Consider the following 26,764-nt stretch of genomic DNA (forward strand, 5'->3'; position numbering starts at 1 on the left):
TATAGCCTTATGCGGCTTTTATTTTGCTCTTTTTAAAAACACGAACATTAAAAATCACAGCAAGTCTAACTGACTGGAAAATTTGATTTGAGGATTTTCCATTTTTAACAGTGCCCTCTTGCGCTCAAGACCACCGGCATAACCAGTTAAGGACCCATCACTGCCAATTACACGGTGACAGGGAATAATTAAACTAATTGGATTATGTTTGACTGCATTGCCAACAGCGCGCGCCAAATTTATCTTATTTTGTCCTTTTTGTACGCGATTAGATAATTCTTTATAAGTGGTTACTTCACCATAAGGTACTTTTTGTAGTTCTTTGAGCACTTTTTGACTAAAAGTAGACACATTGGGTTTAATTGATACAGCAAATGGATCAGGAGTTTGGCCAGCAAAATAGTTCGTTAGCCATTTTAGAGCTTGTTTAATAGGTCTAGTTGCAAAAACTTTGGCAGCAGTCAAATCATAGTCGGCACCAAAATATTTTTGCCCGTTAAACCATAATCCTAATAAATTTTTTTCATCACTCAAAAGAGTCAATGTTCCTAATTCTGATTCGAAAAATTCTTTATATAGCTTCATTTTATTTCTTCTGTAACAAATAACTTTTTTACTGTATTATACGTTAATTTCTGAACAATAAGTGATCTCAATTTTTAGCACTAAAGCTTACTCAAGATTTAGCAGCTTAACCAGTTCTATACGAAAATTTCAACTTTTTTCATTGTTGTATACAAAACATTATGAATAAAGCTTAGTTTCGTTTTCATGAAAAAATAGAAATGCTATCAGATCAACACTTTATCTTGTAGTGATTTTTTGACAATGGTACCAGATGTGGTATGCTAATTAGTGTAAAAAATAGGAGGTCACAAGATGAAGTCAAAATTTAGAAAATTCTTTTCCATTAGTGCGGTGGCAGTTGCTGCAGGATTAGCGCTTACAGCATGCTCAGGTAAAAAGCAGGGAGGTAGTAGTAATTCGAGCAGCAGTGCTAAGCACTCCATTGCGCTAATTACTGATACTGCTGGTGTTAATGATAATTCTTTCAATCAGTCTGCTTGGCAAGGCTTTAAAGAATACGGCAAAGACCACAATCTTAGTCGTGGACGTAATGGCTACCAGTATTTTCAATCTGGCAGTGCGGCAGATTTTGAACCCAATTTTGATCAAGCAAGCAAAGCTGGCTATCAGACAATTTTTGGTATTGGCTACAGCTTAAAAGACGCTGTCAAAGCTGCTGCTAAAAAAAATCCTAAAAAGAACTACGTTATTGTTGACGAAGTAATTAAGGGGCAGAAGAATGTGGCCTCCGCCAATTTCAAGAGTGAACAAGCTTCTTACTTAGCAGGTGTTGTAGCAGCAACGGAAACAAAGACCAACGTAATTGGTTTCATTGGTGGTGCTCATGGCAATATTATTGACTTGTTTGATGCCGGTTTTACTAAAGGTGTTAATGATCAAGCCAAAAAGCTGCATAAAAAAATCACACTGCTAAATCAGTATGTGGGTGATTTTAAGAGTGCAGACAAAGAAAAAGCCATTGCTCAGTCAATGTATGCTAAAAAAGCTGATATTATCTTTCATGCTTCTGGTTTAGCAGGCAATGGTCTGTTCCAAGAAGCTAAATCTATTAATCAAACTAGAACAGGTGCTAAAAAAGTCTGGGCTATTGGTGTTGACTCTGATCAATCGCATTTAGGCAACTATAAAACTAAAGATGGTAAAAAAGATAACTTCGTTTTGACTTCTGTGATTACTGGTGTCAATGTGGCTACCCGAGATATTTCTAACCGTGCTTATGAAGGTAAATTCCCAGGCGGTCAGCAATTGGTTTATGGCCTAAAAACCAATGGCGTCTCAATCAAACGCGGACAAATAAGTGCTAAAGCTTGGAAATATTCACGTCAGGCGCGTAATGAAATAATTAAGGGCAATATTAAAGTGCCAATTCACCCAAGTAAATAGTTCGTTGATAAGCCAATTTCTTTATCTAAATCTTACCAAAAAATAATTATCTTGAATTAATACGTATTTTATTATAATATTAGTTATGAAAAGTTCGTATTTTGTGGAGGGTAATATAAATGGGTAAGAAATTTACGAAATTTTTGTCATTAGGAATCTTAATGGCTTCATTTACTTTGTTTTTGAATGCTTGCTCGGGAAAAAAGCAGGGAACAAGCAGTCAAAGCAAGAAGGACAGTATTGCGTTAATTACGGATAGCAACGGTATTAACGATCAGTCCTTTAATCAGGCTGCTTGGGCCGGTTTTAAAGATTATGGTAAAGAACATAACTTTAAACAAGGCAAAGGCTACCAGTATTTTCAATCTAGCAGTGCTACTGACTATACGCCTAATTTTAATCAGGCTGCCAAGTCTGGCTACCAAACAATATTTGGTATTGGCTATATGCTAAAAGATTCAGTTAAGGCTGCTGCCAAGAAGAATCCTAAGAAAAATTTTGTAATTGTTGACGATGTGATAACTGGTCAAAAAAATGTAGCTTCTGTTACTTTTAAAAGTAACGAATCATCATATTTGGGTGGCGTAGCTGCAGCTTATTCAACTAAAACTAATAAAGTTGGTTTTATCGGCGGAGCAAAATCTGCAATCATTGATACTTTTGAAGCAGGTTTCAAACAAGGTGTAAAAGACGCTGCCAAAGCTCAACATAAAAAGATCAGTGTCAGCACGCAATATATCGGAAACTTTACTTCAAATGATAAAGCTAAGTCAATTGCACAATCTATGTACGCTGACAACCGTGACGTAGTCTTCCAAGCTGCCGGTTCTGCCGGTAGTGGAGTTTTCCAAGAAGCTAAAGCACTTAATCAAACTAAGCCGGAAAATAAAAAGGTTTGGGTAATTGGTGTTGATGTTGATCAGGAAAACCTGGGAAACTACAAAACAAAGGATGGTAAAAAGGCTAACTTTACTTTAACTTCTGTATTGAAGGGACTAAATGTTGCAACCAAATCTTTAGCTGATGATGCAGCCAAAGGTAAGTTCCCTGGAGGAAAGCACCTGGTTTATTCATTAAAAGGCAATGGTGTTTCAATTACTAAAGGCAATCTTGCACCAAAAGCATGGATTGCAGTACAAAAGGCTAAGCAGCAAATAGTTTCCGGAAAAATAACAGTAGCGCAGAATTAAAGTAAATTAACGTTTAAAACTCTTTGTGTAAATTTATGCAAAGAGTTTTTTTAGAAAAAGGAAATTTACATAAAATGAAAGATATGACGAACGTAATAGAGATGCGCCATATTGTGAAGGATTTTAACGGTTTTAAAGCCAATAATGATATTAATTTGACTTTAAGGAAAGGTGAAATTTTAGCTCTTTTGGGCGAAAATGGTGCAGGTAAATCAACTTTAATGAGTATTTTATCTGGCTTGATTACCCCTACCGCAGGTTCAATTTTGGTTCGGGGGAAAAAGGTTAATATTAAAAATCCAACTGTCGCAAAAGATTTGGGTATAGGCATGGTACACCAGCATTTTATGTTGATGGATTCCTTTACTGTTTTAGAAAATATCATTTTGGGTCATGAAACTACCAAGGGTCCTGAACTGGATTTTAAAAAAGCAGAAAAGCAAATAATGGCTCTGTCTGAGCGTTATAACTTAAATGTTGACCCACTGAAAAAGGTCAGTGAGATTACTGTTGCTCAACAGCAAAGAGTGGAAATTTTGAAAGTTCTTTACCGTGGAGCAGATATTATGATTTTTGATGAACCCACTGCTGTTTTGACCCCCCAGGAGATTACAGAATTTATTCAAATACTGCATGAGCTGGCAAAAGAGGGCAAATCAATCATTTTAATTACACATAAACTGGAAGAAATCGAACGGGCAGCTGATCGTGTAACTGTGATTCGTGCTGGTAAAAGCGTAGGAACTTTTGATGTCGCTAATGTTGATAATAATCGTCTGGCAGAATTAATGGTGGGACGTCACGTTAACATGCAGGTTAATAAGCCCACTGAAAAAGTTGGACGCACAATGTTGCAGGTTGAAGACTTACATGTTAAAAACAAACAAAATGTTGCGGTAATTAAAGGTTTGTCTTTTGAATTGCATGCTGGAGAAATATTGGGAGTCGCTGGTATTGATGGCAACGGTCAGGATGAACTTGTCAGAGCTTTAACCGGTTTGCAACATATTGATTCTGGCAAAATTTTGATTGACGGTGAAAATATGACTAATCGTAAGGTACGACAAATAACCGAAAAGGGCGTGTCATATATCCCTGCTGACCGACAAAAATATGGTTTGATCCTGCCTTTTTCAGTTTCTGATAATTTGGCTTTACAAACTTATTATAAGGAACCGTTTTCTCGCCATAACGTGATGCATTATGATGTAATTCATGAGCATGCCAAGAAATTAATTAAACAATTTGATATCAGAACTACAAGTGAAAGAATGCCTGTAAGTGATTTATCTGGAGGTAACCAGCAAAAAGTCATTATTGCCCGTGAATTAAGTCGCGACAGTAATTTAATTATTGCTTTTCAGCCGACTCGTGGCCTTGACGTTGGTGCCATTGAATATATTCATAATCAGCTCTTAAATGAGAGAGCTCAGGGCAAAGCAATTTTGTTAATATCTTATGAGCTTGATGAAATTATGCAATTGTCAGACAGAATTATTGTGCTTCACGATGGTAGAATTTCTGGTGAAGTCAAGCCAGAAAATACTAGTGATGAAGAATTAGGTTTGTTAATGACTGGCGTTAAGAAAGAAGGTAAGGCACTTGCTTAAAGTTACACTAAAAACCAAGAAAATCTTAGTGCCAATCATTTCTATTTTGGCAGGCTTTTTAGTCGGAGCAATCATCATGCTGGTTTGGAGTTACAATCCGTTTCAAGCATATGCTTCAATGTTTTCCAGTGCGTTAGGAAACATGAACGGCATAGGTGAGACGATCCGTGAAGCTACCCCGCTGATTTTTACCGCTATTGGTTTTGCTATAGCTTCTACTGCCGGTTTTTTCAATATTGGCTTGCCTGGTCAGGCTCAAGCTGGCTGGTTATCTTCTATCTGGGTGGTTTTGGCTAATCCTAATATGCCTAAGGCAATTTTGCTACCATTGGCAGTAATAACAGGCATTCTGGCTGGCGCACTTGTTGCTGGTATTGCTGGTTGGCTCCGTGCTCAATTTGGGACTAATGAAGTCATAACAACCATTATGATTAACTATATTGTGCTTTATTCGTGTCAATATTTAATGCAACAAGTTATGTCATCTAAATTGCGTATTGATACTGATACTACTAAAACAATTGCTGATAATGGCAGCTTAAAAATTGGATGGCTTAGCACAATGTTTGGTGATTCACGCATCAATGCAGGTATTTTTATTGCTTTAGTTGCAGTTTTTTTATATTGGTATTTAATGAGAAAAACTACTACAGGTTTTGAAATTCGTTCAGTTGGTACCAATGCTGCGGCGAGTCGTTATGCAGGAATGTCAGCCAAAAAGAATATCATGCTTTCTATGTTATTATCCGGTGGATTTGCTGGCTTAGGCGGTGTTGTTCAAGGTCTTGGCACATATCAAAACTATTTCACCCAAACGACCAGCTTAGATATCGGCTGGGATGGTCTGTCCGTTGCTCTTCTTGGTGGTGGGACAGCCGTCGGCATTTTACTGGCTTCACTATTATTTTCAATTTTAAAAATTGGCGGTCTAGGGATGCAAACCATTGCCGGTATTCCTTATGAAATTGTTTCAATAGTAATTGCTGCTATCATTTTCTTTGTTGCTATTCAATATGTAATTGGATTACTGTTTACGACTAAAAGGGCTAAAGAAACCCAAAAAGATACAGCGACTGAAGAAACTGAACCAAATAACGTTACAGTGAGTTCCACAAAGACCCAGGGAGGACAAAATTCATGAATTTAGTTACGATTTTAGCGTTAATTGTGTCATCGACTTTTGTCTATTCAGCACCATTAATTTTTACCGCTTTAGGCGGGGTTTATAGTGAAAATTCAGGCATTACCAACATTGGCCTTGAAGGAATAATGACAATGGGCGCTTTTTCTGCCATTGTGTTTAACCTGACTTTTGCTTCTACTTTTGGCAAAGCAACTCCTTGGATTGGCCTTCTTGTTGGGGGAGTTGTAGGTTTGCTATTTTCACTGCTCCATGCTGTAGCAACCATTAATTTTCACGCTGATCACATCATCAGCGGAACTGTCCTCAATCTTATGGCTCCACCATTAGGAGTGTTTTTAGTCAAAGCTATATATGATAAAGGTCAAACTGAAAACATTACGCAGAGCTTTGGTTATTTTAGCTTTCCTGGCCTTGCTAATATTCCTTTTATTGGGCCTGTTTTCTTTCAAAACACTTCTGCACCTGCCTGGCTGGCAATAATTGTATCAATCTTATTATGGTGGGTTTTGTATAAAACTCGTTTTGGCTTACGTCTGCGTTCATGTGGTGAAAATCCTCAAGCAGCAGATACTTTGGGGATCAATGTTTATGGTATGCGTTACGCTGGCGTGCTAATATCAGGCTTTTTAGGCGGAATTGGCGGAGCAGTTTTTGCGGAAGCAATTTCAGGCAATTTTTCAGTTTCTACTATTGTTGGACAAGGTTTTATGGCGTTAGCAGCCATGATCTTTGGTAAATGGAACCCATTAGGTGCAATGCTAGCTTCGCTTTTCTTTGGCTTTGCTCAAAGTATCAGTATTATTGGCAATCAACTACCATTCTTTAGTCACATTCCTGCTGTTTACATGCAGATTGCTCCTTACGTAATTACCATTTTAGTTTTAGTTTTGTTCTTTGGAAAATCAGTTGCTCCAGCAGCAGATGGCCAGAACTATATTAAGTCAAAATAGGGAAGAATAATGAAAGAAATTTATTTTAATCATGACGGTAATATTGATGATTTAGTATCATATTTGTTACTCTTGCAAGCACCAGAGATTAAATTACTAGGTGTTGGTGCAATTGATGCGGATGGTTACGTTGACCCAGCTGTTGAGGTGTGTCGAAAGATGACAGACCGGTTTAACTTAAGAGGCGATCAATTAGAAGTTGCCAAATCAGATTCAAGAGCTGTCAATCAGTTTCCCGAAGCCTGGCGTAAAGCGGCATATTCATTTAATTATTTGCCGTTATTAAACGAATCTGGGAAAATGATTACTAAAATGGCAGTAAAACCGGCTCATTTAGACATGGCTGAAAAAATTTTGGCAGCAAAGCAACCTGTCACGTTAGTTATGACGGGACCTTTAACCGATTTGGCTCGTGCGCTGGATACTAATCCCAAAATGGCGGATAAAATTGAGCAGCTATACTGGATGGGCGGCTCTCTTGATGGTCATGGTAATGTTGTTCAGGTTAATGTTGATGGTACGCAAGAATGGAATGCCTTTTGGGATCCGTTTGCTGTTGATAGGGTTCTGAAATCAAATATTCCTATGCAAATTATCGGCCTTGAAAGTAGTGAAGAATTACCATTAACTGATGAATTAAGAATGCATTGGGCCAGTTTGCGTGAACATCCAGCTGTAGACTTGGTTGCGCAAGGCTATTGTCTGTTGGTTAATCCCCCAATTCCAAGCTCGCAACTTTATTTTTGGGATGTATTAACGACAATTAGTGCTCTTTATCCGGAAGTCGTTTTGGCCACTGAAAAGCACAAGGTAAAGGTGGTTACACAGGGATTGGCTGCAGGACGAATGGAAGATGATCCTAACGGACGCGAAATTACTTTGGTAACTAAAGCAAATAAAGATTTATTCTTTAAAAAATTTGATGAGCTATTATTACGTGGCAAGTAAATAATTATTTGTAATATAAAAAAGATGAAATTCGTTTTTGAATTTCGTCTTTTTCTATTAGTTATAAATTCGCTTAAGCTAGTGAATCCCAAGCTGGTAAGTCTGTAATTGGACCCTCAGCAATAGCTACTTGTTCTGGTGTCAAGTACTTTTTGTGGACAACAACTTCATAAACATAGTCATTGAACCAATCATTGTTCATAACAAAGAAACCCTTGTCACCGTTCTTTTCGCCCCAGGAATTTTCAACTTTCCATTGACGCACATGGCCACCATCTTCATCAACACCAACAAAAGCCATAGCGTGAGTTGAAGCGCCGGCACCGGTACGCAAGCGGTCAGCTTTGGACATCTTGAGGTCAACACCAAAGAGATCACTTAGTTTATATAAGTCGCTGTCAAGATATCCCTTTTTACGATCGCTTTGTTCACCAACATCATTACCAAACCAAACAGCTTCACCATCTTTTAATTGGTTAACAGCCGCAGTTTCCAAGTATTCCATTGGGACATTCAAGAATTTGATGCGGTATGATCCTTCAACGTTATCTTCAAATGGCAGCCCATATAATTTATCATACTCATGATCTGGTGCATTAGACAATACAACGTAATCATTAAAGTCAACATCGCCCATGTATTTATGCAAAAATTCTAGTGGAGTTAAATCTTTGTCCAAATGATATTTCTTGTCATCATCACGGTATTCCAAGTCAAATTTCTTAGGTGGTTCTCCAACTGCAATTGCTGTTATTTGGTAAATTTCACTTAAGAACTTCTTACGGGCTTTTTCTATTTCATCATCTTTACCGTCTTGCTTTAATTTGCGTAAAACCAGAGCGTCTTTTTTCAGTTTATCGCCCAAAGCTTTACCTAAACCAGCTGTGTTATTGGTATTAAAACTTTCAGGCATTGCATAGGAAGGCACAACACCGTATTTTTCAATTAAAGCGGCACCCATGTGGAATTGACCCCCGTCTCCGCCAGCACTGTCTAAATATGCTTTTACGGTACGGGAATCAAGTGGTTCATCAGCAGTATCTAAAATATTGTCATAAAAAATATTTGCCCGTTCAACTTTGTCCCAGAAAAAGTTGTAACTTTGTGAGAAAGTAAAATTCTTGCAGTGATATTTTTTGCCAAAATAATGTCGTAAAATATTTAAGGTGGCAAATTCCCAGCAACGACCTGACTGGCGCTGGTTAGTAACATTTTCAGTATCCAGCTCTGTTGAAAATACCCGAGTCAATTCGCCTTGAACACGTTCATTGTAAGATGCTGCAAAAACACCGCTTTTTTGAGCAGCTCGTGCCACAACTTGATTTTGCGGCTTTTCATTAAAGTTTTTCGCAAACTCTTCTAGTTCTTGAACAGTTAGTTTGTGAGCCATAATATATATTCTCCTTTTTTAATCTATTTTTAAATTACCTTATATTTTAATCTAAAAGAAAAACGAGTTCAATAGCTGACCACGCTTTGGTTTTATAATCCTAAAACTTGTTTCTTCTTAGCCGAAAATTCTTCTTCAGTCAATATCCCCTCATCAACTAACTCTTTTAATTGCTTTAATTCTGCGATCATATCTTGAGTATTATCTGTTGTATTTTGTACTGGAACATTTTGAATACTTTGTTGGTAATTCTTTGACATGCTTTTAATAGTATCTGCTAAAATTGGTGCAGCAGTTTTATCTAAATCGTTAAGAAAAATATTTGTTGCTCCATTAGTTATTTGAATGTCAGATAAGAAAAGTCGCGTTTTTATTGATACACCATTAATCATATTAAGTGGTATATCTGTAAAATCTCCCCCAATAAACATGTTCTTATTAATTATCATTACACGCATGTTTGTACAAATTATCAGTGCAGTATGATTATCGTAATTGCCACTAGCTGCATACTGGATACTCTCACCGCCTGCAATATCAATATTATCTGACAGGGCTCTTAATTCTTTATTGTTAAACCAAAAATCAAAAACTTTCTTATCAATTAATTGTTTTTTAATTTCATCTGGTATGTTCAATTTATTTATTTTTTTAGCAGCGCTCGAAGCTCGATTTTCTATGTATATGTCATTATTTTTGCTCAATTTATACTCCTCCTAAGGAAAAATTGTCCTAGGTTTATCGTCACTGGCTGTGGTGGACTGGTCAGCTATTATTTGAGATTAATGACTAATAATCTTGAAATTGGAAAAAGAGTAGAAGAAAGAGTTAAGCCTAAACTTTAGCAGTCCTAGTATTAACAATAACAAAGGTGCAAAATTTTAAATATTAAATTTTACTGATTTAGATTAAAACTATTGCAAATAGATATCAATTGTCTTTGCGAATTTTAAATACTATATAAAAGAACCTATAGATGGAAATGCAAAAATAATATTTAAAATGATAGGTTCTGTTAATAATCCTGAAATTTTAAACGAAATATAGTCTCAAAACTTTATTACTTAATCTGTTGCTAAAGAAAAATCTAAAAAGCAACTGGAAACAAAATAAGCTATCCAGACTTTGATCTGGATAGCTTATTTTGGTGCTTCTGACATGTTTTATTTTAAAAACGGTTCAGACAAGTTTAAATAGACTTTCTGTTATTTCAGTGAGTTAATATACTTTGATAATTTGAAGACAATTAGTCAATTTGGATTGAGTTATCGCTTGCGCCAGCTTGTTGCTTTGGCAGGGTAATTGTCAATACACCGTTATCGTATTTGGCATGAATATCACTTGCAACTACGTTTGGTAATCTGAAGCTGCGTGAAATGTGACCTTCACTTCTTTCACGGTGAATAATGCTGTTATCCTTGGACATATCTTTAAATGACTTTCTTGAACCTGATACACTTAAAATACCATTATTGTAATTTAGGTGAATTTTATCCTTGTCCATTCCAGGCATGTCAACTTTGATTACATATTCTTTGTCGTTTTCAACAACATCTGATTGCATTAATTTTGCTACTTCATTATCATCGAAAAATTTTCTTGGAAGATCAAACCAATCGTTCATCGCATCGAATAAATCATTGTGCCGATTCATCATATCATTTGCCATAGTAAAAAACTTCCTTTCAAAATTTATATATTTGTAACAGAAGACTTTCATTTCTTCCTTACAATTATTATTATAGTATGCAGATTCATAAAAAGGAAATATTTAGCACTATTATTTTTAGAGTGCTAATTTATAAAAACTAAAACCTCCATAACAGTAATTATAGCTTGTGGATAATATTGAAAAGAAAAAATTAGGAGAGAATATTTTGGTTTATTATCAAAAAATGACGCCTCAAGGCTATCAAAAAATTAAAGATGAGATTGCTGATTTGAAAAAGGATAGACCTAGAAGAATTAAAATTTTGCAGGAAGCACGCTCTTTGGGTGACTTGTCTGAAAATACTGAATATACAGAGGCAAAACGTGATTTAGGACACCTTCAGAGTCGTTTGCGCTATTTGGAAAAGCAGTTGAAATATGCAGAAATTATTGAAAAAACAGCTGACGGCAAGGTAGATCTGGGCAAAACGGTCACATTAAAATTTGATGATGATGCAGAAACTGAGATTTACCAAGTTGTTGGACGAATGGAGGCAGATATCAGTGCTGGTAAAATAGCTTTCGACTCGCCATTAGGTCAGGCTATCATGAAAAAGAAAGTTGGCAAAACTGTTAAAGTAGAGGCTCCGGCAGGGGAATATCAGGTAACGATTGAAGCAATTGAATAATTTTTCACTTGATTATTCGAACTGGTGTTTGTATAATTTATTTTAGCGAACATGAGTTTGCAATAGGAAGTGAAAGCAATGTATGATTACCGTTATGAACCACACCGATTAATTTTTATGATTGATAACAAATCATTCTTTGCTAGTTGTGAGGCACTTCAATTAGGTCTAAACCCAATGAAAGCTGTGTTAGCAGTTGTTTCGCATCAGCCACATACAAATTACGGCTCGGGGCTAATTATGGCGGCCTCACCATTAGCGAAGAAGAAATATGGGTTGACTAACGTCATGCGGGTACGTGATTTACCCACGAAAAAAGAAGCACCGGACTTGATTTTGGTAGAACCCCATATGAATTTATATATCAAACGCAGCATGCAGGTATTGGAAATTTTTCAAAAGTATGCTGCTGATGAGGATATCCATATCTATTCTATTGACGAAAGTATGATTGATATGACCAAGTCATGGCGTTTGTTTGGCGATGATCCGTATCTGGTAGCACGCAAAATTCAAATAGAAATTAAATCAAAAATTGGACTTTATACTACTTGCGGAATTGGAGAGAATCCACTGCTAGCTAAACTAGCCATGGACATTTCTGCTAAACACCGGTGTTCGATGATTGATTATTGGCATTATATTGATGTACCTGATACTATTTGGCAAATTAAAGACATGGAAGATGTTTGGGGAATTGGCAAAAGAATAGCTGCCCGTTTGCGCCATCTGCATATTAATAATATGTATGAATTGGCTCATACTGATCCGGCAATTTTAAAAAATGAGTTTGGCGTGATTGGCGAACAGCTATTTGCGATTAGCTGGGGAGTTGATCGCAGCATTATTAGTGAAAAATATTTTCCCATAATGAAAAATTACGGCAATTCACAGATTTTAAACCGTGATTATACGAATCAGCGAGAAATAGAAATAGTTTTACGTGAAATTGGCGAGCAGGTGGGTGCCAGAATAAGGGCACACCGTTTACAAGCAGGCTGTATCTGCTTGTTTGTTGGCTTTTCTAAGTACGAACAAGATGGCAGTCGCAAGGGCTTTAATGTGCAGCAAAAAATTTGCCCTACTAATGATAATGATTTATTAGTTGAAGAAATACTGGCTCTTTTCCGTAAAAACTGGCATGGAGAAACGGTCCGAGCCTTAGGAGTCAATTGTAGTCGCTTAGAACCTGATAATTGCCAGCAATTAACTTTTTTTGTTTCGGCCACTGAACAGATAAAAAAACGTACTATAAATATAACTGTTGACAAAATCAGGAAAAAATATGGTTTTACCAGTTTAGTCAAAGCCTCAAGTTTGTCTAAGGGCGCTACGGCAATAAGGCGCAGCAGTTTAGTTGGTGGACATAATGGTGGAAATGCATATGAATGATTTTGATAAAGTAGTTCAAGACTTTTTTAAGAATTACCAAGATCGCAAAATGAAAAAGTGGCAGGGTTTCTTTTTGAGCGATCATACTATGGCAATTAATAAAGATAAACAAAAGCGCAGCGTGAAGCATCCCGTTAAAGATACTATGGGTATAGAAGAAATTAGCTTGCAGCTGCTTAAAGCATATGGCAATCACCGCATGGTACATCTGCAGGTTAAAGTTATGAACAGTGATAATCAATTACCAGCTGATATCTGCGGCTTTGTCAATGGTTATAGTGAAGACGGCATTATTGTTGACGGACAAAAAATTGCTTTAGAAGATATAAATAATATCAGTGTAGATTAAGAAAAATTACCTTGATATTTTATATAGATATCTTTTTTTGCTATAATATGGAACTTGTAAGGTACATAATAGTATAGAGGTAATTTTTGTGAATACACCAGCATCAAGGCAAGGCAACATAATACGCTATCTTATTTATTTTATTAGCTATTTGATGGTTGCCGGGGTGATTAAGTTAGTTACTGCTAATTCACCAATTCATATTTGGGATCTAATTTTATTTGCAACTATCTCATTAATGGTTTCACTGTTTTTTATTTATCGCTTTAATAGGGAACAACGCTTTTTTGATCGTAGTTTCGCGGGATCTTGGCTTAGCAATTTTGGCTTGATCATTGGTTTGACTGCTGTGGTAACAGCATTGCGTATCAGTGTTTCCTGGTTGCAATCCTACGGCAGACTTAAATTATATAATTTTCAAATTGCATATTTGCATCATGAAGCAACAGTAACCTACTGGTTTTTAGTAGTTGCAATTGGTATCGTTTTACCAATACTACAAGAATTTTTAATTACCGGTTTTTTATTCAATTATGCTTTTAGGAGCAATACTGTTTTAACTGCAATTCTAGGAATATTGACTTCAGGGATTCTGTTTAGTTTACTTAATTGGCAAAACTCACTGCCACTATTATTAATTAATATAATTTTTGGAGCACTTTTTGCTTGGTCATACCTTTATACGCAAACCTTATGGATGCCGATCTATTTAGCAATTTTAAATGGGGTTCTCCTAATGATTATGACTTAAGTATTGAAATTAAAATAAGAGTCAGGAAAAATTTCCTAACTCTTATTTTTTACTTGTAATATCTATTAAAAGTCACTCTTTTTGACGTATTGGTTTTTCCCTACGATATAATATAGCTTCTGCTGGATCTTAACGGCTGCGCCATAAGTTCTAACTTTTTGCCCTTTCTTTAAGGCTTTTCGCTGCCGGCGTTGCAGTTTTTTAGCCGCTTTACTGTAAACATAGCTGTTGCGCCGGAGCTTGCGCTTAACACCTGAGACGTTAGTAGCTTTAACATAGTTGTTCTGACCTAAATCGTAATACTTCTTGCCCTGAATAACTTTAGTGCCATAAGTCCAAATAGTCTTGCCCGTAAAGTATTCGCCAGTTTTACGACTGCCATTTTGGTCGTACAGATAGGAATTATGAAAAACTGTTCTCCTCACTGCAGTCCAGTTTGTGACGTTTTTCGAATAAATATAGGTAACACTCTGTGGCCTATCAGTATAGAAACCAGTGGCATTATTTGGTCTTTGGGTCAAATTATAGCCAGTCAATTTTACTTCTTGCGTAAGATAACCATCTCCGACATTACCGTTTAGAACCTGATCAGGAGCAAGCTGCTGGCCGGTTTCATCTTGATAGTGAACTGTAACGACTCCTTCTCCAATATAGTGGGATCCTGTTTGTCTCGGTTTCTTAGCATAAACATAAGTAACCTCTTGGATTTGGTCAGAAAAAGTTCCTTTGGTGTTTGCCGGACTAGTTTTTAAAATATAGCCATTAATGTCTTTAGAACTACTGGAATATGGATCGCCACTGTTTCCAGTTAGAGCATTATCCGGAGCAATGTTTTTTCCTGATTCATCCAGAAAGTGTTCTATGACTGCAGAATTTGTTCTAACATAAGTATCATGATCTTGTTCACCTGTATATTTGGACATTAATTCTTTGGATGTCCAATGTTTGCTGCCTTCAGGATGTTCCATAGTGCCACTACCAACATTTAGCCAAAAACCAGGTCTATCTAGTGCAGTATTTTTAAGAGAACAATTTGGTCCTAAAATTAAAGTATTCAAATTAGAAGCTCCGGCTAGCATATAACTTTTCTTTGCAGAAAGCGTATTGAAATTGCTGATATCCAAAGTCTTTAAGTTAGTACAATTGCTAAACATAGCTGTCATTTCAAGCACTTTAGCAGTATCAAAATTTTTAATATCTAGGCTGGAAAGACTAGTACAATAGCCAAACATGCTAAACATACTCTTGACTTGAGAAGTATTAAAGCTGCTAAGATCTAAACTGGATAGGTTGGTGCAATTATTAAACATGTTAGTCATTTCATTCACTGAGGTCGTATCAAAGTTTTTAAGGGATAAGCTGGTAAGGCTTTTACAATTTTGAAACATTGCGTACATATTCCTAACGTTTCTGGTGTCAAAACTGCTTAAATCAAGTTGTTTTAACTTCTCACATCCACTAAACATTTGACTCATATTGGTAACTTGAGATGTATCAATATTTTCTAAACCTTCAATTTTAGTCGTGTAAGCAAGGCCAGAAAATATCCCGTTTGCTTTACCAATAATTTTCAACGGACCATCAAACTTTAATGTTTCAGCGAGTCCGAATGTATTGGGAATATAGGGAATAAGTTGATCAGGATCAGTAATTGTACCACCTGAAATAGTGCATACACGTGCATCTGTATCAAGCGTTACTTTTAATCCGTCCCAATCACCAATCATTATTGATTCAGGGTCATCTTCCTTCACTGATATAGTTCCTGCTGAGGAATTTTGTGCATCTTTTATGCTTCGAAAATTTGATGGCTGAAGTTGTTCTGCAGTATTAATAGTAGGATTAGAATTTGCGCTAGCATTAACAACTCTTTTTAATGGGTTAACGTCTGTATTATTAGAAACAAAACTATTAGTATTATTGACTGTGTCCTTAACTTTTAAACTGTTATTATTTTGATAAAATATTTTCCGCTTGCTTTTGTGCTTATTAATTGCTTCTCTTTTTGTAGTCAAGGGTTTAGCTACTGCAGTATCAGCTTTAATGACAGCAGGATTCATAGCAATTAAACCCAGAGTTGCTGTAACGACACTGGTTAATATTAATTTTTCTCTGCCGTGTAAATTAAATTTTGAATTCATTATTATACCTTTTGACCTTTCAAAATTAAAACCAGAACAAAACTGACATTAATTTTAAAAACAATACCTAAATTTATATTAACACTAAATTAATTATAAATATATAAAATTAAATTAATATATGTTTATAGTATATTTAAATATTATATAAACAAAACAGATATAATGGCCTTAAATTAATAATTTGATAAACAAAAAAAGCAACAGCTATTAAAGCCATTGCTTTTTTATTTAAGCGGATAGCGTGAATCGAACCCGCATCTTCAGCTTGGGAAGCTAACATTTTACCATTAAACTATACCCGCATTACTCAAACAGTTTATCATGTTTCGTTTTCGAAACCAAGTTTTGTTTTTAAAACTTTACAAGTAGCTGCTAGGAGAAGGAAAAATTTCTTAAAGTAGCGTCATTTTTTAAGAGTTTCAGAATAAATTTGCGTAATAATGAATAGGAGTGAGAAGCTATTTGAATTAACTTGGAAATAATGTTGTTACTTTTTAGGTGGTAGCTTAACAGAATCAAGACTTAACTGGCTGCGATCAACTAAAGATGAAAAGTTCTGAAATAGCCACTGGCGCAATTCAGCAGCCTGGATAACTAAAGGCATCCTGTTATGAATTTCAGCGTAAGTCCTATTTGGCTGAGTAGTAACCATTGAAAAATGATCATTTTGATAAATTCCAGCAATTAGTGTTAATGCACCGTTTGTATTCTTGAAACTGAAGCGTTCATGGTAAGTATGACCATTTTCGGCGGAATAAGTATTATGCCCTGATTCAAAAAATTGGCTGGCAACAATAATACAACGAGATCTGGCAAAAGAAGAGTCCCACATTGACCTTTTTTCTTCAAAAAAGCGTTCAATTCGCGCATTAAATATGACTTTGTTTTGATCATACGGACTGGGATAACCCCATGATTTGGGCAGCAGCTGCAACTGGTTATCAGCATAAACCAAAACGAGAGCGAGACTTTTAGGAAAAACGCTCTGATTTTGAGGCAAATTGCTTGCCGGTTCTACTAGAGGTAAATTTAAGTCATTTACTAAGTATTTTTTAATTTCTGCTAGACTTGGCAGTTGAAATTGATTGCACATTTTTTCCTCCATGTTTAATCATTGCACGATTTTTGGTAGAATTAATATAATTATCACATTAAAAAGATTTTAATTATTTAAGGAAGGTAAAGTATGATGAAAAAGAAAGTTATCCTTACAGGTGACCGCCCAACAGGGAAATTACATGTGGGACATTATATTGGCTCGTTAAAAAACAGGGTCAAATTACAAAATTCAGGCGAATATCATCCATTTATCATGATAGCTGATACACAAGCATTAACTGATAATGCGCGTAATCCTGAAAAAATTCAAAAAAGTTTAACTCAAGTAGCACTGGACTACTTGGCAGTTGGCATAAATCCTGAAATTTCTACAGTTTTTATTCAATCACAAATACCTGCCTTGTTTGAATTAACGGCCTATTATATGGACTTGGTCACTGTTAGTCGCCTGGAACGCAATCCAACAGTTAAGGCCGAAATCAAGCAAAAAGGATTTAACGATTCCATTCCTGTCGGCTTTTTAAATTATCCGGTTTCACAGGCGGCTGACATCACAGCTTTCAAAGCGACTTTGGTACCAGTCGGGGATGATCAGGAGCCAATGCTAGAGCAGGCGCGTGAAATAGTTCGTACTTTTAACCGTGTTTATAACTGCAATGTATTAGTAGAACCTCAAGGCTACTTCCCGGAAAAAGGCGAAGGACGCTTACCCGGCTTAGATGGCAATGCCAAAATGTCCAAATCCTTAAATAATGCTATTTATCTTTCTGACGATGCCAAAACCGTTGAACAAAAAGTAATGTCAATGTATACTGATCCCCAGCACATTCATGTTGAAGATCCAGGCAAAGTTGAGGGTAACACTGTCTTTACCTACCTTGATATTTTTGATCCTGACAAGGATAAGGTAGCGCAATTAAAAGAAGATTACCAAAATGGCGGCCTGGGTGACGTGAAAATTAAGCGTTATTTAAATACGGTATTGGAAAAGGAGTTGGCTCCAATACGCGAGCGACGCTCTAAATATGAACAGAATACATCTGCTGTCTATGATATGTTAATTGAGGGCTCCAAGAAAGCAAACGAGGTAGCTAACCAAACCTTACAAGAGGTAAGGGATGCAATCGGTTTGAATTATTTTAAGAGGTAAAAAAATGCGTAAGCGAATTCCCTGGAAGCAGTACTTTATGATGCAGGCCTTAGTAATTGCTCAGCGTTCGACATGTGATCGGGCACTAGTAGGTAGTGTTTTAGTGAAAAAGAATCGTATCATTGGTACAGGCTATAACGGATCTGTTACGGGACAGCCTCATTGTGATGATGTTGGTCATCAACTGGTTGACGGGCACTGCGTACGTACTATTCATTCTGAAATGAATTCACTGATCCAATGTGCACGTAACGGCGTTTCAACCGATGACACAGAAATTTATGTCACACACTTTCCCTGTTATAATTGTGCTAAGGCATTAGTGCAGGCTGGAGTTAAAAGAATTAATTATTACTTCGACTATAATGACAGTCCACTTGCGATTAAACTTTTTAAAGACTGCGGGGTTCCTTATGAACAAATTAAAATCGATCGACAATATGTGGAGCAATTGGCCCATAAACTGGAAGACGCTGAAAACTAAGTTTGCTTTGCTCACGGCCTTTATTGGCATTTTTCTAACGATGACTGGTTTTTCAAGTTCTAACATTAAAGATAACAGTAATCTGCTTGAACGCGAAACCAGCAAATTAATTTTAGCAAAAAATGATCGATATTTTCAGACTAGTGAGCAACCCAAAATCATTGTGAAAACAGTGAATCGGGTTGATCACTTGACACCGGCTAAGTTAAACAAGTATAAACGGACGGTTTTTATTGTTGTTGGCACTAAAAATAAAAAACGTAATGTGCAGATATTTTCCAGTAAAGATCTGCATAGTGCATTTTCTGCTGATGTTCGCGGCAATATAATTCGTTCTCAATCTGATAAATTACGCAGCACTAATAAAAAGAAATTTAATGAAGGCTTACGCTTTGTGTTTAGAGCATGTGCAACAACTATTGATCAACGTTACCAGTATTCACTTGATAAGTATGATTTATCAAGTGATGAGCGGGCACAGCTTTCTCATCCTCACAGGCTGGCCTTGCCTATAGCTTTGGCGCTTGCGTTATTAATTGGTGGGTTGATTTATTTCTTTAAAAACAATTTGAACGTAAAAAAAAGGTAAAAATATTGACTTTATCATATGTTATGTATTACACTCACAATGCAATTAAATAAGAAACAAATAAACTGTTAGGTGAGACTCCTACGTGAACAAATGCTATCGCCCGGAAACATCCAGAGATGCCAACGGGTCAAATAGTTATCGTCGATATAAGGCGAAAACCAGATGGCTAGTTGCAAGGCTTACGTCACGTAGTGTTAAAACTGAACGATGAGTATAATATACCTGTTGAAAAGGTGCGCCAAGCGGTTAGCATGGGCGCCCCTTTTTTAGTTTGTTTGAGTTAGTTCTGTGATGAGGAGTGGGGATAATGCTGAAAAAGCCAAGTGGTACAACCAGCAACAAAGATTTGGCATTGGTAAAGGCAATAGCCAAGGAAAGCAGATCAGAGACTTTAGCGAGACTACATGCGAGCAGTAATGGATTAACTAGCAAGCAGGCAGAAAAAAATAGAGAAGAATACGGTTCAAATACAATTGCTTCAAATAAACATAACTCTAAGTTACGTTTTTTAGCTGAAGCTTTTATTACGCCTTTTACATTAGTTTTATTGGTTTTGGCAACATTGTCTTTGTTTACTGACTATATTTTTGTGCCGGCTGTTGAAAAGGATTTGACTACCGTTGCAATAATGGTCACGATGGTTTTAATCTCTGGTGTTACCAGTTTTGTGCAAAACGTCAGATCATCAAATGCTGTTGACTCTTTGCTTAAAATGGTTTCTGTCACAACTGACATTATTCGTGACGGCAAAGACCAGGAAATTGATACCAGTGAAGTAGTGGTAGGCGATGTAATCCGCTTAGCAGCTGGAGATATGGTACCAGCCGATATGCGACTTCTAACAAGCAAAGACCTCTTTTGTTCATCAAGTTCTTTAAATGGTGAATCAAATCCAGTAGAAAAAATTGCAACTTCAAAGCCGAAAATTGGTGCAGACCGTGATTATTTAGATTATCCCAACATTTTATATGAAGGAACAACAATTGTTTCAGGTTCAGGTTTGGGAATTGTCTTTGCTACAGGTGAAAGAACAATGTTCGGCAAACTGGCTCATGATATCTCACATAACGATGTCAAAAATACAACATTTGACATTGGCATCAAAAATGTTTCCAAGTTATTGATTATTATGACCGCAATCATTGCTCCGTTGGTTTTTATCATTAATGGCATCACCAAAGGTGACTGGGTTAATGCGCTAATTTTCTCAATTGCTACAGCTGTGGGTTTAACTCCCGAAATGCTGCCGGTAATTGTTACTACTAACCTGGTTAAGGGATCAATTGAAATGTCAAAAAAAGGCACAATTGTCAAAAAGATGAATTCAATTCAAAACTTTGGCTCTGCTGATATTTTGTGTACGGACAAGACCGGAACATTAACGCAGGATAAAGTGGTTTTGGAACGCCACTATGATTTAAATTTGCAGGAAAACCCGCGTATTTTGGAATTAGGCTACCTCAATTCTAATTATCAAACCGGAATGAAAAATCTAATTGATAAAGCAATAATTGAAGCTGCCGGCGATGAATTGGATATTAGTGAAATTCAGCGTGATTACAATAAAATTGATGAAATTCCGTTTGATTTTTCCAGAAGGCGCATGAGTGTCGTGGTGGAAAACTCTGATGAGCAACATGGTGAGCACCTGTTAGTAACAAAGGGTGCTTCAGAAGAAATGATGGCAGTTGCTACCAAGCTTGAAGTTGACGGTCAAATTTTACCTTTAACAGCTGAGCGAAAACAAAAAGTAATGGCTAAAGTTAACGACATGAATGATGACGGCTTGCGGGTTATCATGCTGGGATACAAGCGTAATCCTGCTCCTGTTGGAGAATTTTCCGTCAAAGATGAAAATGATCTTATTTTATGCGGCTATCTGGCCTTTCTTGATCCGCCTAAAGAAAGTGCTAAAGATGCTTTAGCTCGTCTAAAGTATGACGGAATTAACGTTAAAATTTTAACAGGAGATAATGAAGCTGTTACCAGAACTGTGGGCTTACAAGTTGGTTTAAATGTTGATACAGTTTATACAGGTGCAGATCTGGAGGGAAAGAAGCCCGAAGAATTAGCTAAAATGGTGGAAGAGTGCAACATTTTTGTCAAATTATCACCAGAAGATAAAACTAAAATCATTAACTTGTTAAAGAAAAATGGCCATACTGTTGGTTATATGGGAGACGGCATTAATGATGCGCCTGCAATGAAAGCAGCAGATGTTTCAATTTCTGTTGATACAGCCGTGGATATTGCCAAGGAATCTGCTGATATTATTTTGCTGCATAAGGACTTAAATGTTTTGGAAGCTGGCGTTAGAATTGGACGCAAGGTATTTGGCAATACTATGAAGTACATTAAGATTACTCTTTCTTCCAATTTTGGTAATATCTTGTCAATTATGGTAGCCTCTTCTTTCCTGCCATTTCTGCCAATGCTCCCATTGCAGCTGTTAGTTCTTGATTTACTTTATGGAACCAGTTGCCTCGCACTGCCATTTGATGATATGTCTGATAAGTTTTTAAAAGAGCCACGAACCTGGTCAACTAAAAAATTGCCTAAATTCATGTTTTATTTTGGCCCAACTTCATCTGTTTTTGATATTTTGACATTTGCCCTATTATTCTTTGTGATTTGTCCCCAATTAACAGGTGGAAATTACAGCGCACTTGGAGCAACACAAAAAGTAGCATTTGTGGCACTTTTCCATACTGGTTGGTTTATTGAATCACTTTGGACCCAGGAAATGGTTATTCATGCTTTGCGTGATCCACGTTTGCCGTTTATTAAACAGCATGCTGCACCAGGAGTAACTTTAGCCACATTTGGAGCTGGAGTAATTGGAACATTGATCCCATTTTCATTTTTAGCAACAAAACTGGGTTTTGGCAAGATGCCAATTGAATTCATGTGGGTAGTATTTGGTATACTTGTTCTATATATTTTACTGACTACAGTTATCAAGCATTTCTATTTAAAGAGTGAAAAATTTTTAATCTAAAAATAAGCGTAAAATGCTAAATATCTACTAAAAAAGAGGACTCCGTAAGGAATTCGCTTTTTTATTGGTGTAGTATAATATAATTAAACAAAAATTAAGGAGAAAATGAATATGGCTGATAAAAAAACTTTTTATATCACAACACCAATTTACTATCCATCTGGCCGATTGACTATTGGTAATGCGTATACTACTATCGCTGCAGATGTAATGGCACGCTACAAGCGTAGTCAAGGATACGACACCTTCTTTTTAACCGGTACTGATGAGCATGGGTTAAAAATTGAGCAGAAAGCTGAGAAGCAGGGAGTTAAACCGCAAGAATTTGTAGATAAAATGGTAGTTATTTATAAAAAGTTGTGGAAAAGCCTTGATATTTCTTATGATAAATTTATTCGTACTACTGACAAAGAGCATGTAAAAGGCGTCCAAAAAATATTTGAACAGCTGCTAAAACAGGGGGATATCTACCTTGGTGAGTATACTGGCTGGTATTCCGTAGAAGACGAAGAGTACTTTACAGAATCGCAATTGGCTGAAGTTTATAAAGACGATGATGGCAATGTGATTGGTGGTAAGGCTCCATCAGGTCATGAAGTGCAGCTTGTTAAAGAGCCTTCATACTTTTTTAAGATGAGTAAATATGCTGATAGACTTTATCAATATTATCAAGATCACCCTGATTTTATTCTTCCTCACACTCGTGAAAAGGAAATGGTCAACAACTTCTTAAAGCCAGGTCTTGAGGACCTTTCAGTTACTAGAACCACTGTTTCCTGGGGTATCCCTGTTCCAAGTGATCCTAAGCACGTTGTTTATGTTTGGATTGATGCCTTATCTAACTATATTACAGCTCTGGGATATGGTTCGGATGATGATTCGCTATTTAAGAAATACTGGCCTGCAGATGTTCATCTGGTAGGTAAAGAAATTGTGCGCTTCCACACTATTTACTGGCCAATTATGCTGATGGCCTTGGGATTACCATTACCTAAGCATGTTATTGGTCACGGCTGGGTTTTAATGAAAGACGGCAAGATGTCCAAATCAAAAGGCAACGCTGTTTATCCTGAATCTATTATTAACCGTTATGGCGTGGACGCACTGCGTTACTACTTGATGCGGGCCTTGCCGTTTGGTTCTGATGGTGTCTTTACTCCAGAAGACTTTGTTGAACGGGTTAACTATGACTTGGCCAATGATTTAGGCAACTTGCTTAACAGAACTGTTTCAATGATCAATCAGTATCAAAATGGAAAAGTTGAACCCGTTGCGCAAGAGCAGGATGACTTGGGTAAGGATTTAGCCCAAACTGCAGCAGACGTCATTGCCAGCTACAAAAAAGAAATGGATACTCTGCATTTTACTCAGGCAATCGAGGATATTTGGAAGTTTATTAATCGTGCTAATAAGTATATTGATGAAACTATGCCTTGGAATTTGAATAAGGAAGGCAAAACAGCTGACTTAACTCGTGTAATGTCAAACTTAGCAGAAAGTTTGAGAATTATTGCTTTGTTGATTGCTCCAATTATGACCAGAACTCCAGTTGAAATGTTCAGACAATTAGGTCTTGATTGGAAGAACGATGAAGAAAAGAAATTTGAATTTGGTGCATGTGCTTGGGGTACTAATGTTATTTCTGATCCAAAACCGATTTTCCCAAGAGTTGAGCCTAAAGAAGAAATTAAATACATTCAAGATGAGATGGCTAAAGCTAAGCCAAAGAAAGAAAGCCGCAATGAACAAGGTAAAGATAAGGAAATTTCAATTGACGCTTTCGCTAAGGTAAAAATTCAAGTTGGCAAAATTTTATCTGTTGAGCCTGTTCAAGGGTCTAAGAAACTGTTGCAATTCCAAATGGACTTTGGCAATGGCGATGAAAGACAGATTTTAAGTGGTATTCGGCAATATTATCCTAATGCCAGTGAATTACTTGGCAGAAAAGTTTTGGCCGTAACTAATCTTAAGCCACGTAAGATGCTGGGTCATTTAAGTCAGGGTATGCTTTTGTCCAGTGAGAAAAATGGTAAAGTAAAATTAGCTTTAGTTGGTGACGAACATGAAGTCGGGGCACAACTAAGTTAATGGAGTTAATTGATAACCATACCCATTTACAAGATGAGCCGTTTCGCGGTAAAGAAGAATTTTATCTTGAACGTGCGCAAAAACTGGGTGTGACCAAATTAATTTGTGCAGGGCAGGATCCTGATTTTAACAAGCGTGCGATTGATTTAAGTCAGCGTTTTACTCAAGTTTATGCTATGGTCGGCTACTGCCCTGATGTTGCCAAAGATTATGACCAAAAAGCAGAAGATTTATTGATCGAGCAGTTACAACTGCCTGGTGTGGTTGCCTTAGGTGAAGTAGGCCTTGATTATTATTGGGATGAATCTCCAAGAGCAAAGCAACGGGAAGTTTTTTCAAGACAGGTTGAACTGGCACATGAATTAAAAAAGCCTGTTGATATTCACACTAGGGACGCTTTTAGCGATTGCTACGAAATACTAAAAAACAGCAATTTGGAATATGGTGCAATTTTGCATAGTTTTAACGGTAACATTTCATGGCTAACCAAATTCTTAGATTTGAATGTATATTTTTCTTATTCTGGGGTTGTTTCCTTTACTAAAGCCGTGGAGGTACATGAAGCAGCTCAAAAAACTCCTTTAGAACGGTTATTGGTTGAAACTGATGCACCTTATCTCACTCCTAAACCATACCGCGGCAGGCAAAATGAACCGGGTAATGTTTATTATGTGGCACGTGCAATTGCTGAATTAAAAGGTCTTCCGCTAGATGAGGTTGCTCAGGCAACATATGCAAATACAATGAGGGTCTATGGACTTAACTAAAAAACATTTTGATGCCGTCGTAGTCGTTGAGGGAAAAGACGATACAATTCGGCTTAAGCAATTTTTCCCAGGTATTGAAACAATTGAAACCAATGGTTCAGATGTTCCTGAAACTGTACTTGCGGAACTGCAGGAATTGGCATGCAAAAGAGAAATTATTGTTTTGACTGATCCTGATTTAAATGGTGAGCGAATAAGACGTCTGGTGACTCAGGCAGTACCAACAGCTAAACAGGCTTTTATTACTCGTAAAGAGGGAGAGCCTCATAAAAAAGGTTCCCTTGGCGTTGAACATGCATCAAAAGAGGCTTTAAAAAAAGCTCTGAGTGATTTACATGAAAAAAAGGTGCCAAATACTGATTTAACAAGAGAAAAGTATCAAAAATTGGGTTTAGCAAGTGGCCCTAATTCACGCAAAATACGTGAAAAAGTTGGCAATAAACTGCGCATTGGTTATGGAAATGGTAAGCAGTTTTATCACCGTTTACAAACTTTTGGTATTTCACTTTCTGAACTTAAACAAGCAGTTGAGGAGGTACAAGATGAGCAGTGAGATTCCCATTGGTTCCCCTGTTAGAACTCAGGCAATTATTAATCGCTATTTTATGAAAGTTAAAAAGAGCCTGGGTCAGAATTTTTTAGTAGACCTGGACGCTCTTCATGGTATTGTCAAAGCGGCAGCAATTAAACCCGATGACCAAGTAATTGAAATCGGTCCTGGAATTGGCTCCTTAACTGAGAAATTGCTGGATGCCGGCGCTAAGGTTTTTGCTTATGAAGTTGATGAAAATCTTTTAGAAGTATTACAAAATGAACTACCAAAAAAAATAAACGGTTATCCTTTAGATCAACGTTTTAAATTGAAGATAAAGGACATACTGAAGGCTGATTTTAAGCAAGATTTGAAAGGCTTTTTTGATTTAAGCAAACCGGTCAAAGTTGTAGCGAATTTGCCTTATTACATCACAACGCCAATTATTTTCTTCCTTAACAATTCTGAATTAGAATTTGCCAGTCTGACGCTGATGATGCAAAAAGAAGTGGCAGATCGTTTAAGTGCTCATTCAGGAACAAAAGAATATGGACCTTTAACAATCGCTGTTCAAACAGAAATGGCCGTTAAGTCATTTATGACTGTAAAAAGTTCTTCCTTTATTCCAAGACCAAAAGTTGACTCTAGTGTTGTGGTTTTAACACCTTTGCCCGAAGAAAGTAAAATCGATATAAATGATTCTAAGCACTTTAATTGGGTAGTTAAGATGTGCTTTGCACAAAGGCGGAAAACATTAAATAACAATTTGAAAGCACTCATACCGAACAATGAAGATCGAACACATTTAATTAAGTCGTTAGGTGTCGATTCCCGAGTTCGTCCCGAACAGCTGACTCTTAAGCAATTTGTCCAAATTGCTGCAAGTGTGCCAGTTAAAAATTGACGAAAATATTCT

Annotated in this window: 24 protein-coding genes, 1 tRNA gene and 1 riboswitch; of the genes, 18 read left to right on the top strand and 7 right to left on the bottom strand. The window is 36.7% G+C overall.

Annotated elements, in window-relative coordinates; genetic code table 11:
* Positions 1-54 precede the first annotated feature (54 nt).
* On the bottom strand, positions 55-585 hold the full coding sequence (locus tag LDM90_RS01955) for a methylated-DNA--[protein]-cysteine S-methyltransferase (protein WP_198212863.1): 531 nt from the start codon (positions 583-585) through the stop codon (positions 55-57).
* A 294-nt stretch (positions 586-879) separates the two neighbouring features.
* Here LDM90_RS01955 and LDM90_RS01960 point away from each other — a divergent pair, with 294 nt between their 5' ends.
* The 6 genes from LDM90_RS01960 (at position 880) to LDM90_RS01985 (ending at position 7,813) form a co-directional block, all read left to right on the top strand.
* On the top strand, positions 880-1,971 hold the full coding sequence (locus LDM90_RS01960; protein WP_223896324.1) for a BMP family lipoprotein: 1,092 nt from the start codon (positions 880-882) through the stop codon (positions 1,969-1,971).
* A gap of 119 nt (positions 1,972-2,090) precedes the next feature.
* On the top strand, positions 2,091-3,161 hold the full coding sequence (locus tag LDM90_RS01965; protein WP_223896325.1) for a BMP family lipoprotein: 1,071 nt from the start codon (positions 2,091-2,093) through the stop codon (positions 3,159-3,161).
* A 74-nt stretch (positions 3,162-3,235) separates the two neighbouring features.
* Entirely contained in the window at positions 3,236-4,771 is a 1,536-nt protein-coding gene (locus LDM90_RS01970; RefSeq protein WP_274381242.1) for an ABC transporter ATP-binding protein, read from the top strand.
* A complete protein-coding gene (locus LDM90_RS01975) occupies positions 4,764-5,912 on the top strand; it encodes an ABC transporter permease (RefSeq protein WP_223896326.1) in 1,149 nt (382 codons plus the stop codon). The genes LDM90_RS01970 and LDM90_RS01975 overlap by 8 nt, the downstream gene beginning before the upstream one ends.
* Entirely contained in the window at positions 5,909-6,865 is a 957-nt protein-coding gene (locus tag LDM90_RS01980; RefSeq protein WP_034978041.1) for an ABC transporter permease, read from the top strand. The genes LDM90_RS01975 and LDM90_RS01980 overlap by 4 nt, the downstream gene beginning before the upstream one ends.
* A 9-nt stretch (positions 6,866-6,874) precedes the next feature.
* Entirely contained in the window at positions 6,875-7,813 is a 939-nt protein-coding gene (locus tag LDM90_RS01985; RefSeq protein ID WP_223896327.1) for a nucleoside hydrolase, read from the top strand.
* A gap of 73 nt (positions 7,814-7,886) precedes the next feature.
* Here LDM90_RS01985 and LDM90_RS01990 read toward each other — a convergent pair whose 3' ends face one another.
* The 3 genes from LDM90_RS01990 to LDM90_RS02000 form a co-directional block, all read right to left on the bottom strand.
* Positions 7,887-9,203, bottom strand: coding sequence for a C1 family peptidase (locus LDM90_RS01990; protein WP_034978038.1), 1,317 nt, complete (start codon positions 9,201-9,203; stop codon positions 7,887-7,889).
* A gap of 92 nt (positions 9,204-9,295) precedes the next feature.
* Complete coding sequence (locus LDM90_RS01995; protein WP_187154256.1) at positions 9,296-9,907, bottom strand: PH domain-containing protein; 612 nt, start codon at positions 9,905-9,907, stop codon at positions 9,296-9,298.
* Between the two features lie 542 nt (positions 9,908-10,449).
* Positions 10,450-10,872, bottom strand: a complete 423-nt coding sequence (locus LDM90_RS02000; protein ID WP_034978036.1) for an Hsp20/alpha crystallin family protein — start codon at positions 10,870-10,872, stop codon at positions 10,450-10,452.
* A 208-nt stretch (positions 10,873-11,080) separates the two neighbouring features.
* Here LDM90_RS02000 and greA point away from each other — a divergent pair, with 208 nt between their 5' ends.
* From greA to LDM90_RS02020, 4 genes are all read left to right on the top strand, one after another.
* Entirely contained in the window at positions 11,081-11,542 is a 462-nt protein-coding gene (greA, locus tag LDM90_RS02005) for a transcription elongation factor GreA (protein ID WP_034978035.1), read from the top strand.
* 78 nt (positions 11,543-11,620) lie between these two features.
* Positions 11,621-12,934: a Y-family DNA polymerase gene (locus LDM90_RS02010; RefSeq protein WP_198212877.1), complete on the top strand. Its 1,314-nt coding sequence runs from the start codon at positions 11,621-11,623 to the stop codon at positions 12,932-12,934.
* Positions 12,927-13,283: a hypothetical protein gene (locus LDM90_RS02015; RefSeq protein WP_198212879.1), complete on the top strand. Its 357-nt coding sequence runs from the start codon at positions 12,927-12,929 to the stop codon at positions 13,281-13,283. The genes LDM90_RS02010 and LDM90_RS02015 overlap by 8 nt, the downstream gene beginning before the upstream one ends.
* 88 nt (positions 13,284-13,371) lie before the next feature.
* On the top strand, positions 13,372-14,034 hold the full coding sequence (locus tag LDM90_RS02020; protein WP_034978033.1) for a CPBP family intramembrane glutamic endopeptidase: 663 nt from the start codon (positions 13,372-13,374) through the stop codon (positions 14,032-14,034).
* A 65-nt stretch (positions 14,035-14,099) separates the two neighbouring features.
* Here the strand turns inward: LDM90_RS02020 and LDM90_RS02025 are convergent, their stop codons facing one another.
* The 3 genes from LDM90_RS02025 to LDM90_RS02035 all read right to left on the bottom strand — a co-directional run bounded on the left by LDM90_RS02025 (position 14,100) and on the right by LDM90_RS02035 (position 17,271).
* On the bottom strand, positions 14,100-16,175 hold the full coding sequence (locus LDM90_RS02025; protein ID WP_223896328.1) for a BspA family leucine-rich repeat surface protein: 2,076 nt from the start codon (positions 16,173-16,175) through the stop codon (positions 14,100-14,102).
* Positions 16,176-16,409: 234 nt separating this feature from the next.
* Positions 16,410-16,480: transfer RNA gene (locus LDM90_RS02030), tRNA-Gly, on the bottom strand.
* Between the two features lie 185 nt (positions 16,481-16,665).
* Positions 16,666-17,271, bottom strand: a complete 606-nt coding sequence (locus LDM90_RS02035) for an SOS response-associated peptidase family protein (RefSeq protein ID WP_223896329.1) — start codon at positions 17,269-17,271, stop codon at positions 16,666-16,668.
* Positions 17,272-17,367: 96 nt separating this feature from the next.
* Between LDM90_RS02035 and trpS the strand changes: the two genes are divergently transcribed.
* From trpS to rsmA, 8 genes are all read left to right on the top strand, one after another.
* Positions 17,368-18,387: a tryptophan--tRNA ligase gene (trpS, locus tag LDM90_RS02040; RefSeq protein WP_223896475.1), complete on the top strand. Its 1,020-nt coding sequence runs from the start codon at positions 17,368-17,370 to the stop codon at positions 18,385-18,387.
* A gap of 4 nt (positions 18,388-18,391) precedes the next feature.
* Complete coding sequence (locus tag LDM90_RS02045; RefSeq protein WP_034978027.1) at positions 18,392-18,871, top strand: deoxycytidylate deaminase; 480 nt, start codon at positions 18,392-18,394, stop codon at positions 18,869-18,871.
* The gene (locus LDM90_RS02050; RefSeq protein ID WP_373307157.1) at positions 18,801-19,460 is read left to right on the top strand and encodes a TPM domain-containing protein; all 660 of its coding nucleotides are present in this window, start codon (positions 18,801-18,803) and stop codon (positions 19,458-19,460) included. The genes LDM90_RS02045 and LDM90_RS02050 overlap by 71 nt, the downstream gene beginning before the upstream one ends.
* 57 nt (positions 19,461-19,517) lie before the next feature.
* Positions 19,518-19,683, top strand: a riboswitch (M-box (ykoK) riboswitch).
* Between the two features lie 87 nt (positions 19,684-19,770).
* Entirely contained in the window at positions 19,771-22,461 is a 2,691-nt protein-coding gene (mgtA, locus tag LDM90_RS02055) for a magnesium-translocating P-type ATPase (protein ID WP_223896330.1), read from the top strand.
* Positions 22,462-22,572: 111 nt separating this feature from the next.
* Positions 22,573-24,549 carry a methionine--tRNA ligase gene (metG, locus tag LDM90_RS02060; RefSeq protein WP_223896331.1) on the top strand — a complete coding sequence of 659 codons (1,977 nt, stop codon included), beginning with the start codon at positions 22,573-22,575 and terminating at the stop codon, positions 24,547-24,549.
* Entirely contained in the window at positions 24,549-25,316 is a 768-nt protein-coding gene (locus LDM90_RS02065; protein ID WP_223896332.1) for a TatD family hydrolase, read from the top strand. Before metG ends, LDM90_RS02065 begins: the two co-directional genes overlap by 1 nt.
* Positions 25,303-25,869: a ribonuclease M5 gene (rnmV, locus tag LDM90_RS02070; protein ID WP_223896333.1), complete on the top strand. Its 567-nt coding sequence runs from the start codon at positions 25,303-25,305 to the stop codon at positions 25,867-25,869. The genes LDM90_RS02065 and rnmV overlap by 14 nt, the downstream gene beginning before the upstream one ends.
* A complete protein-coding gene (rsmA, locus tag LDM90_RS02075) occupies positions 25,859-26,752 on the top strand; it encodes a 16S rRNA (adenine(1518)-N(6)/adenine(1519)-N(6))-dimethyltransferase RsmA (protein WP_223896334.1) in 894 nt (297 codons plus the stop codon). Before rnmV ends, rsmA begins: the two co-directional genes overlap by 11 nt.
* The last annotated feature ends 12 nt before the right edge of the window (positions 26,753-26,764 follow it).

Source organism: Lactobacillus huangpiensis (assembly GCF_019972815.1).
GTDB classification, from domain to species: Bacteria; Bacillota; Bacilli; order Lactobacillales; family Lactobacillaceae; genus Lactobacillus; species Lactobacillus huangpiensis.

Excerpts from the sequence above, each read along its gene's own strand:
- LDM90_RS01955 (WP_198212863.1), bottom strand. The coding sequence starts at position 585 with ATGAAGCTATATAAAGAATTTTTCGAATCAGAATTAGGAACATTGACT.
- LDM90_RS01960 (WP_223896324.1), top strand. The coding sequence starts at position 880 with ATGAAGTCAAAATTTAGAAAATTCTTTTCCATTAGTGCGGTGGCAGTT.
- LDM90_RS01965 (WP_223896325.1), top strand. The coding sequence starts at position 2,091 with ATGGGTAAGAAATTTACGAAATTTTTGTCATTAGGAATCTTAATGGCT.
- LDM90_RS01970 (WP_274381242.1), top strand. The coding sequence starts at position 3,236 with ATGAAAGATATGACGAACGTAATAGAGATGCGCCATATTGTGAAGGAT.
- LDM90_RS01980 (WP_034978041.1), top strand. The coding sequence starts at position 5,909 with ATGAATTTAGTTACGATTTTAGCGTTAATTGTGTCATCGACTTTTGTC.
- LDM90_RS01985 (WP_223896327.1), top strand. The coding sequence starts at position 6,875 with ATGAAAGAAATTTATTTTAATCATGACGGTAATATTGATGATTTAGTA.
- LDM90_RS01990 (WP_034978038.1), bottom strand. The coding sequence starts at position 9,203 with ATGGCTCACAAACTAACTGTTCAAGAACTAGAAGAGTTTGCGAAAAAC.
- LDM90_RS02000 (WP_034978036.1), bottom strand. The coding sequence starts at position 10,872 with ATGGCAAATGATATGATGAATCGGCACAATGATTTATTCGATGCGATG.
- LDM90_RS02010 (WP_198212877.1), top strand. The coding sequence starts at position 11,621 with ATGTATGATTACCGTTATGAACCACACCGATTAATTTTTATGATTGAT.
- LDM90_RS02015 (WP_198212879.1), top strand. The coding sequence starts at position 12,927 with ATGAATGATTTTGATAAAGTAGTTCAAGACTTTTTTAAGAATTACCAA.
- LDM90_RS02025 (WP_223896328.1), bottom strand. The coding sequence starts at position 16,175 with ATGAATTCAAAATTTAATTTACACGGCAGAGAAAAATTAATATTAACC.
- LDM90_RS02035 (WP_223896329.1), bottom strand. The coding sequence starts at position 17,271 with ATGTGCAATCAATTTCAACTGCCAAGTCTAGCAGAAATTAAAAAATAC.
- trpS (WP_223896475.1), top strand. The coding sequence starts at position 17,368 with ATGAAAAAGAAAGTTATCCTTACAGGTGACCGCCCAACAGGGAAATTA.
- LDM90_RS02045 (WP_034978027.1), top strand. The coding sequence starts at position 18,392 with ATGCGTAAGCGAATTCCCTGGAAGCAGTACTTTATGATGCAGGCCTTA.
- LDM90_RS02050 (WP_373307157.1), top strand. The coding sequence starts at position 18,801 with ATGAACAAATTAAAATCGATCGACAATATGTGGAGCAATTGGCCCATA.
- mgtA (WP_223896330.1), top strand. The coding sequence starts at position 19,771 with ATGCTGAAAAAGCCAAGTGGTACAACCAGCAACAAAGATTTGGCATTG.
- metG (WP_223896331.1), top strand. The coding sequence starts at position 22,573 with ATGGCTGATAAAAAAACTTTTTATATCACAACACCAATTTACTATCCA.
- LDM90_RS02065 (WP_223896332.1), top strand. The coding sequence starts at position 24,549 with ATGGAGTTAATTGATAACCATACCCATTTACAAGATGAGCCGTTTCGC.
- rnmV (WP_223896333.1), top strand. The coding sequence starts at position 25,303 with ATGGACTTAACTAAAAAACATTTTGATGCCGTCGTAGTCGTTGAGGGA.
- rsmA (WP_223896334.1), top strand. The coding sequence starts at position 25,859 with ATGAGCAGTGAGATTCCCATTGGTTCCCCTGTTAGAACTCAGGCAATT.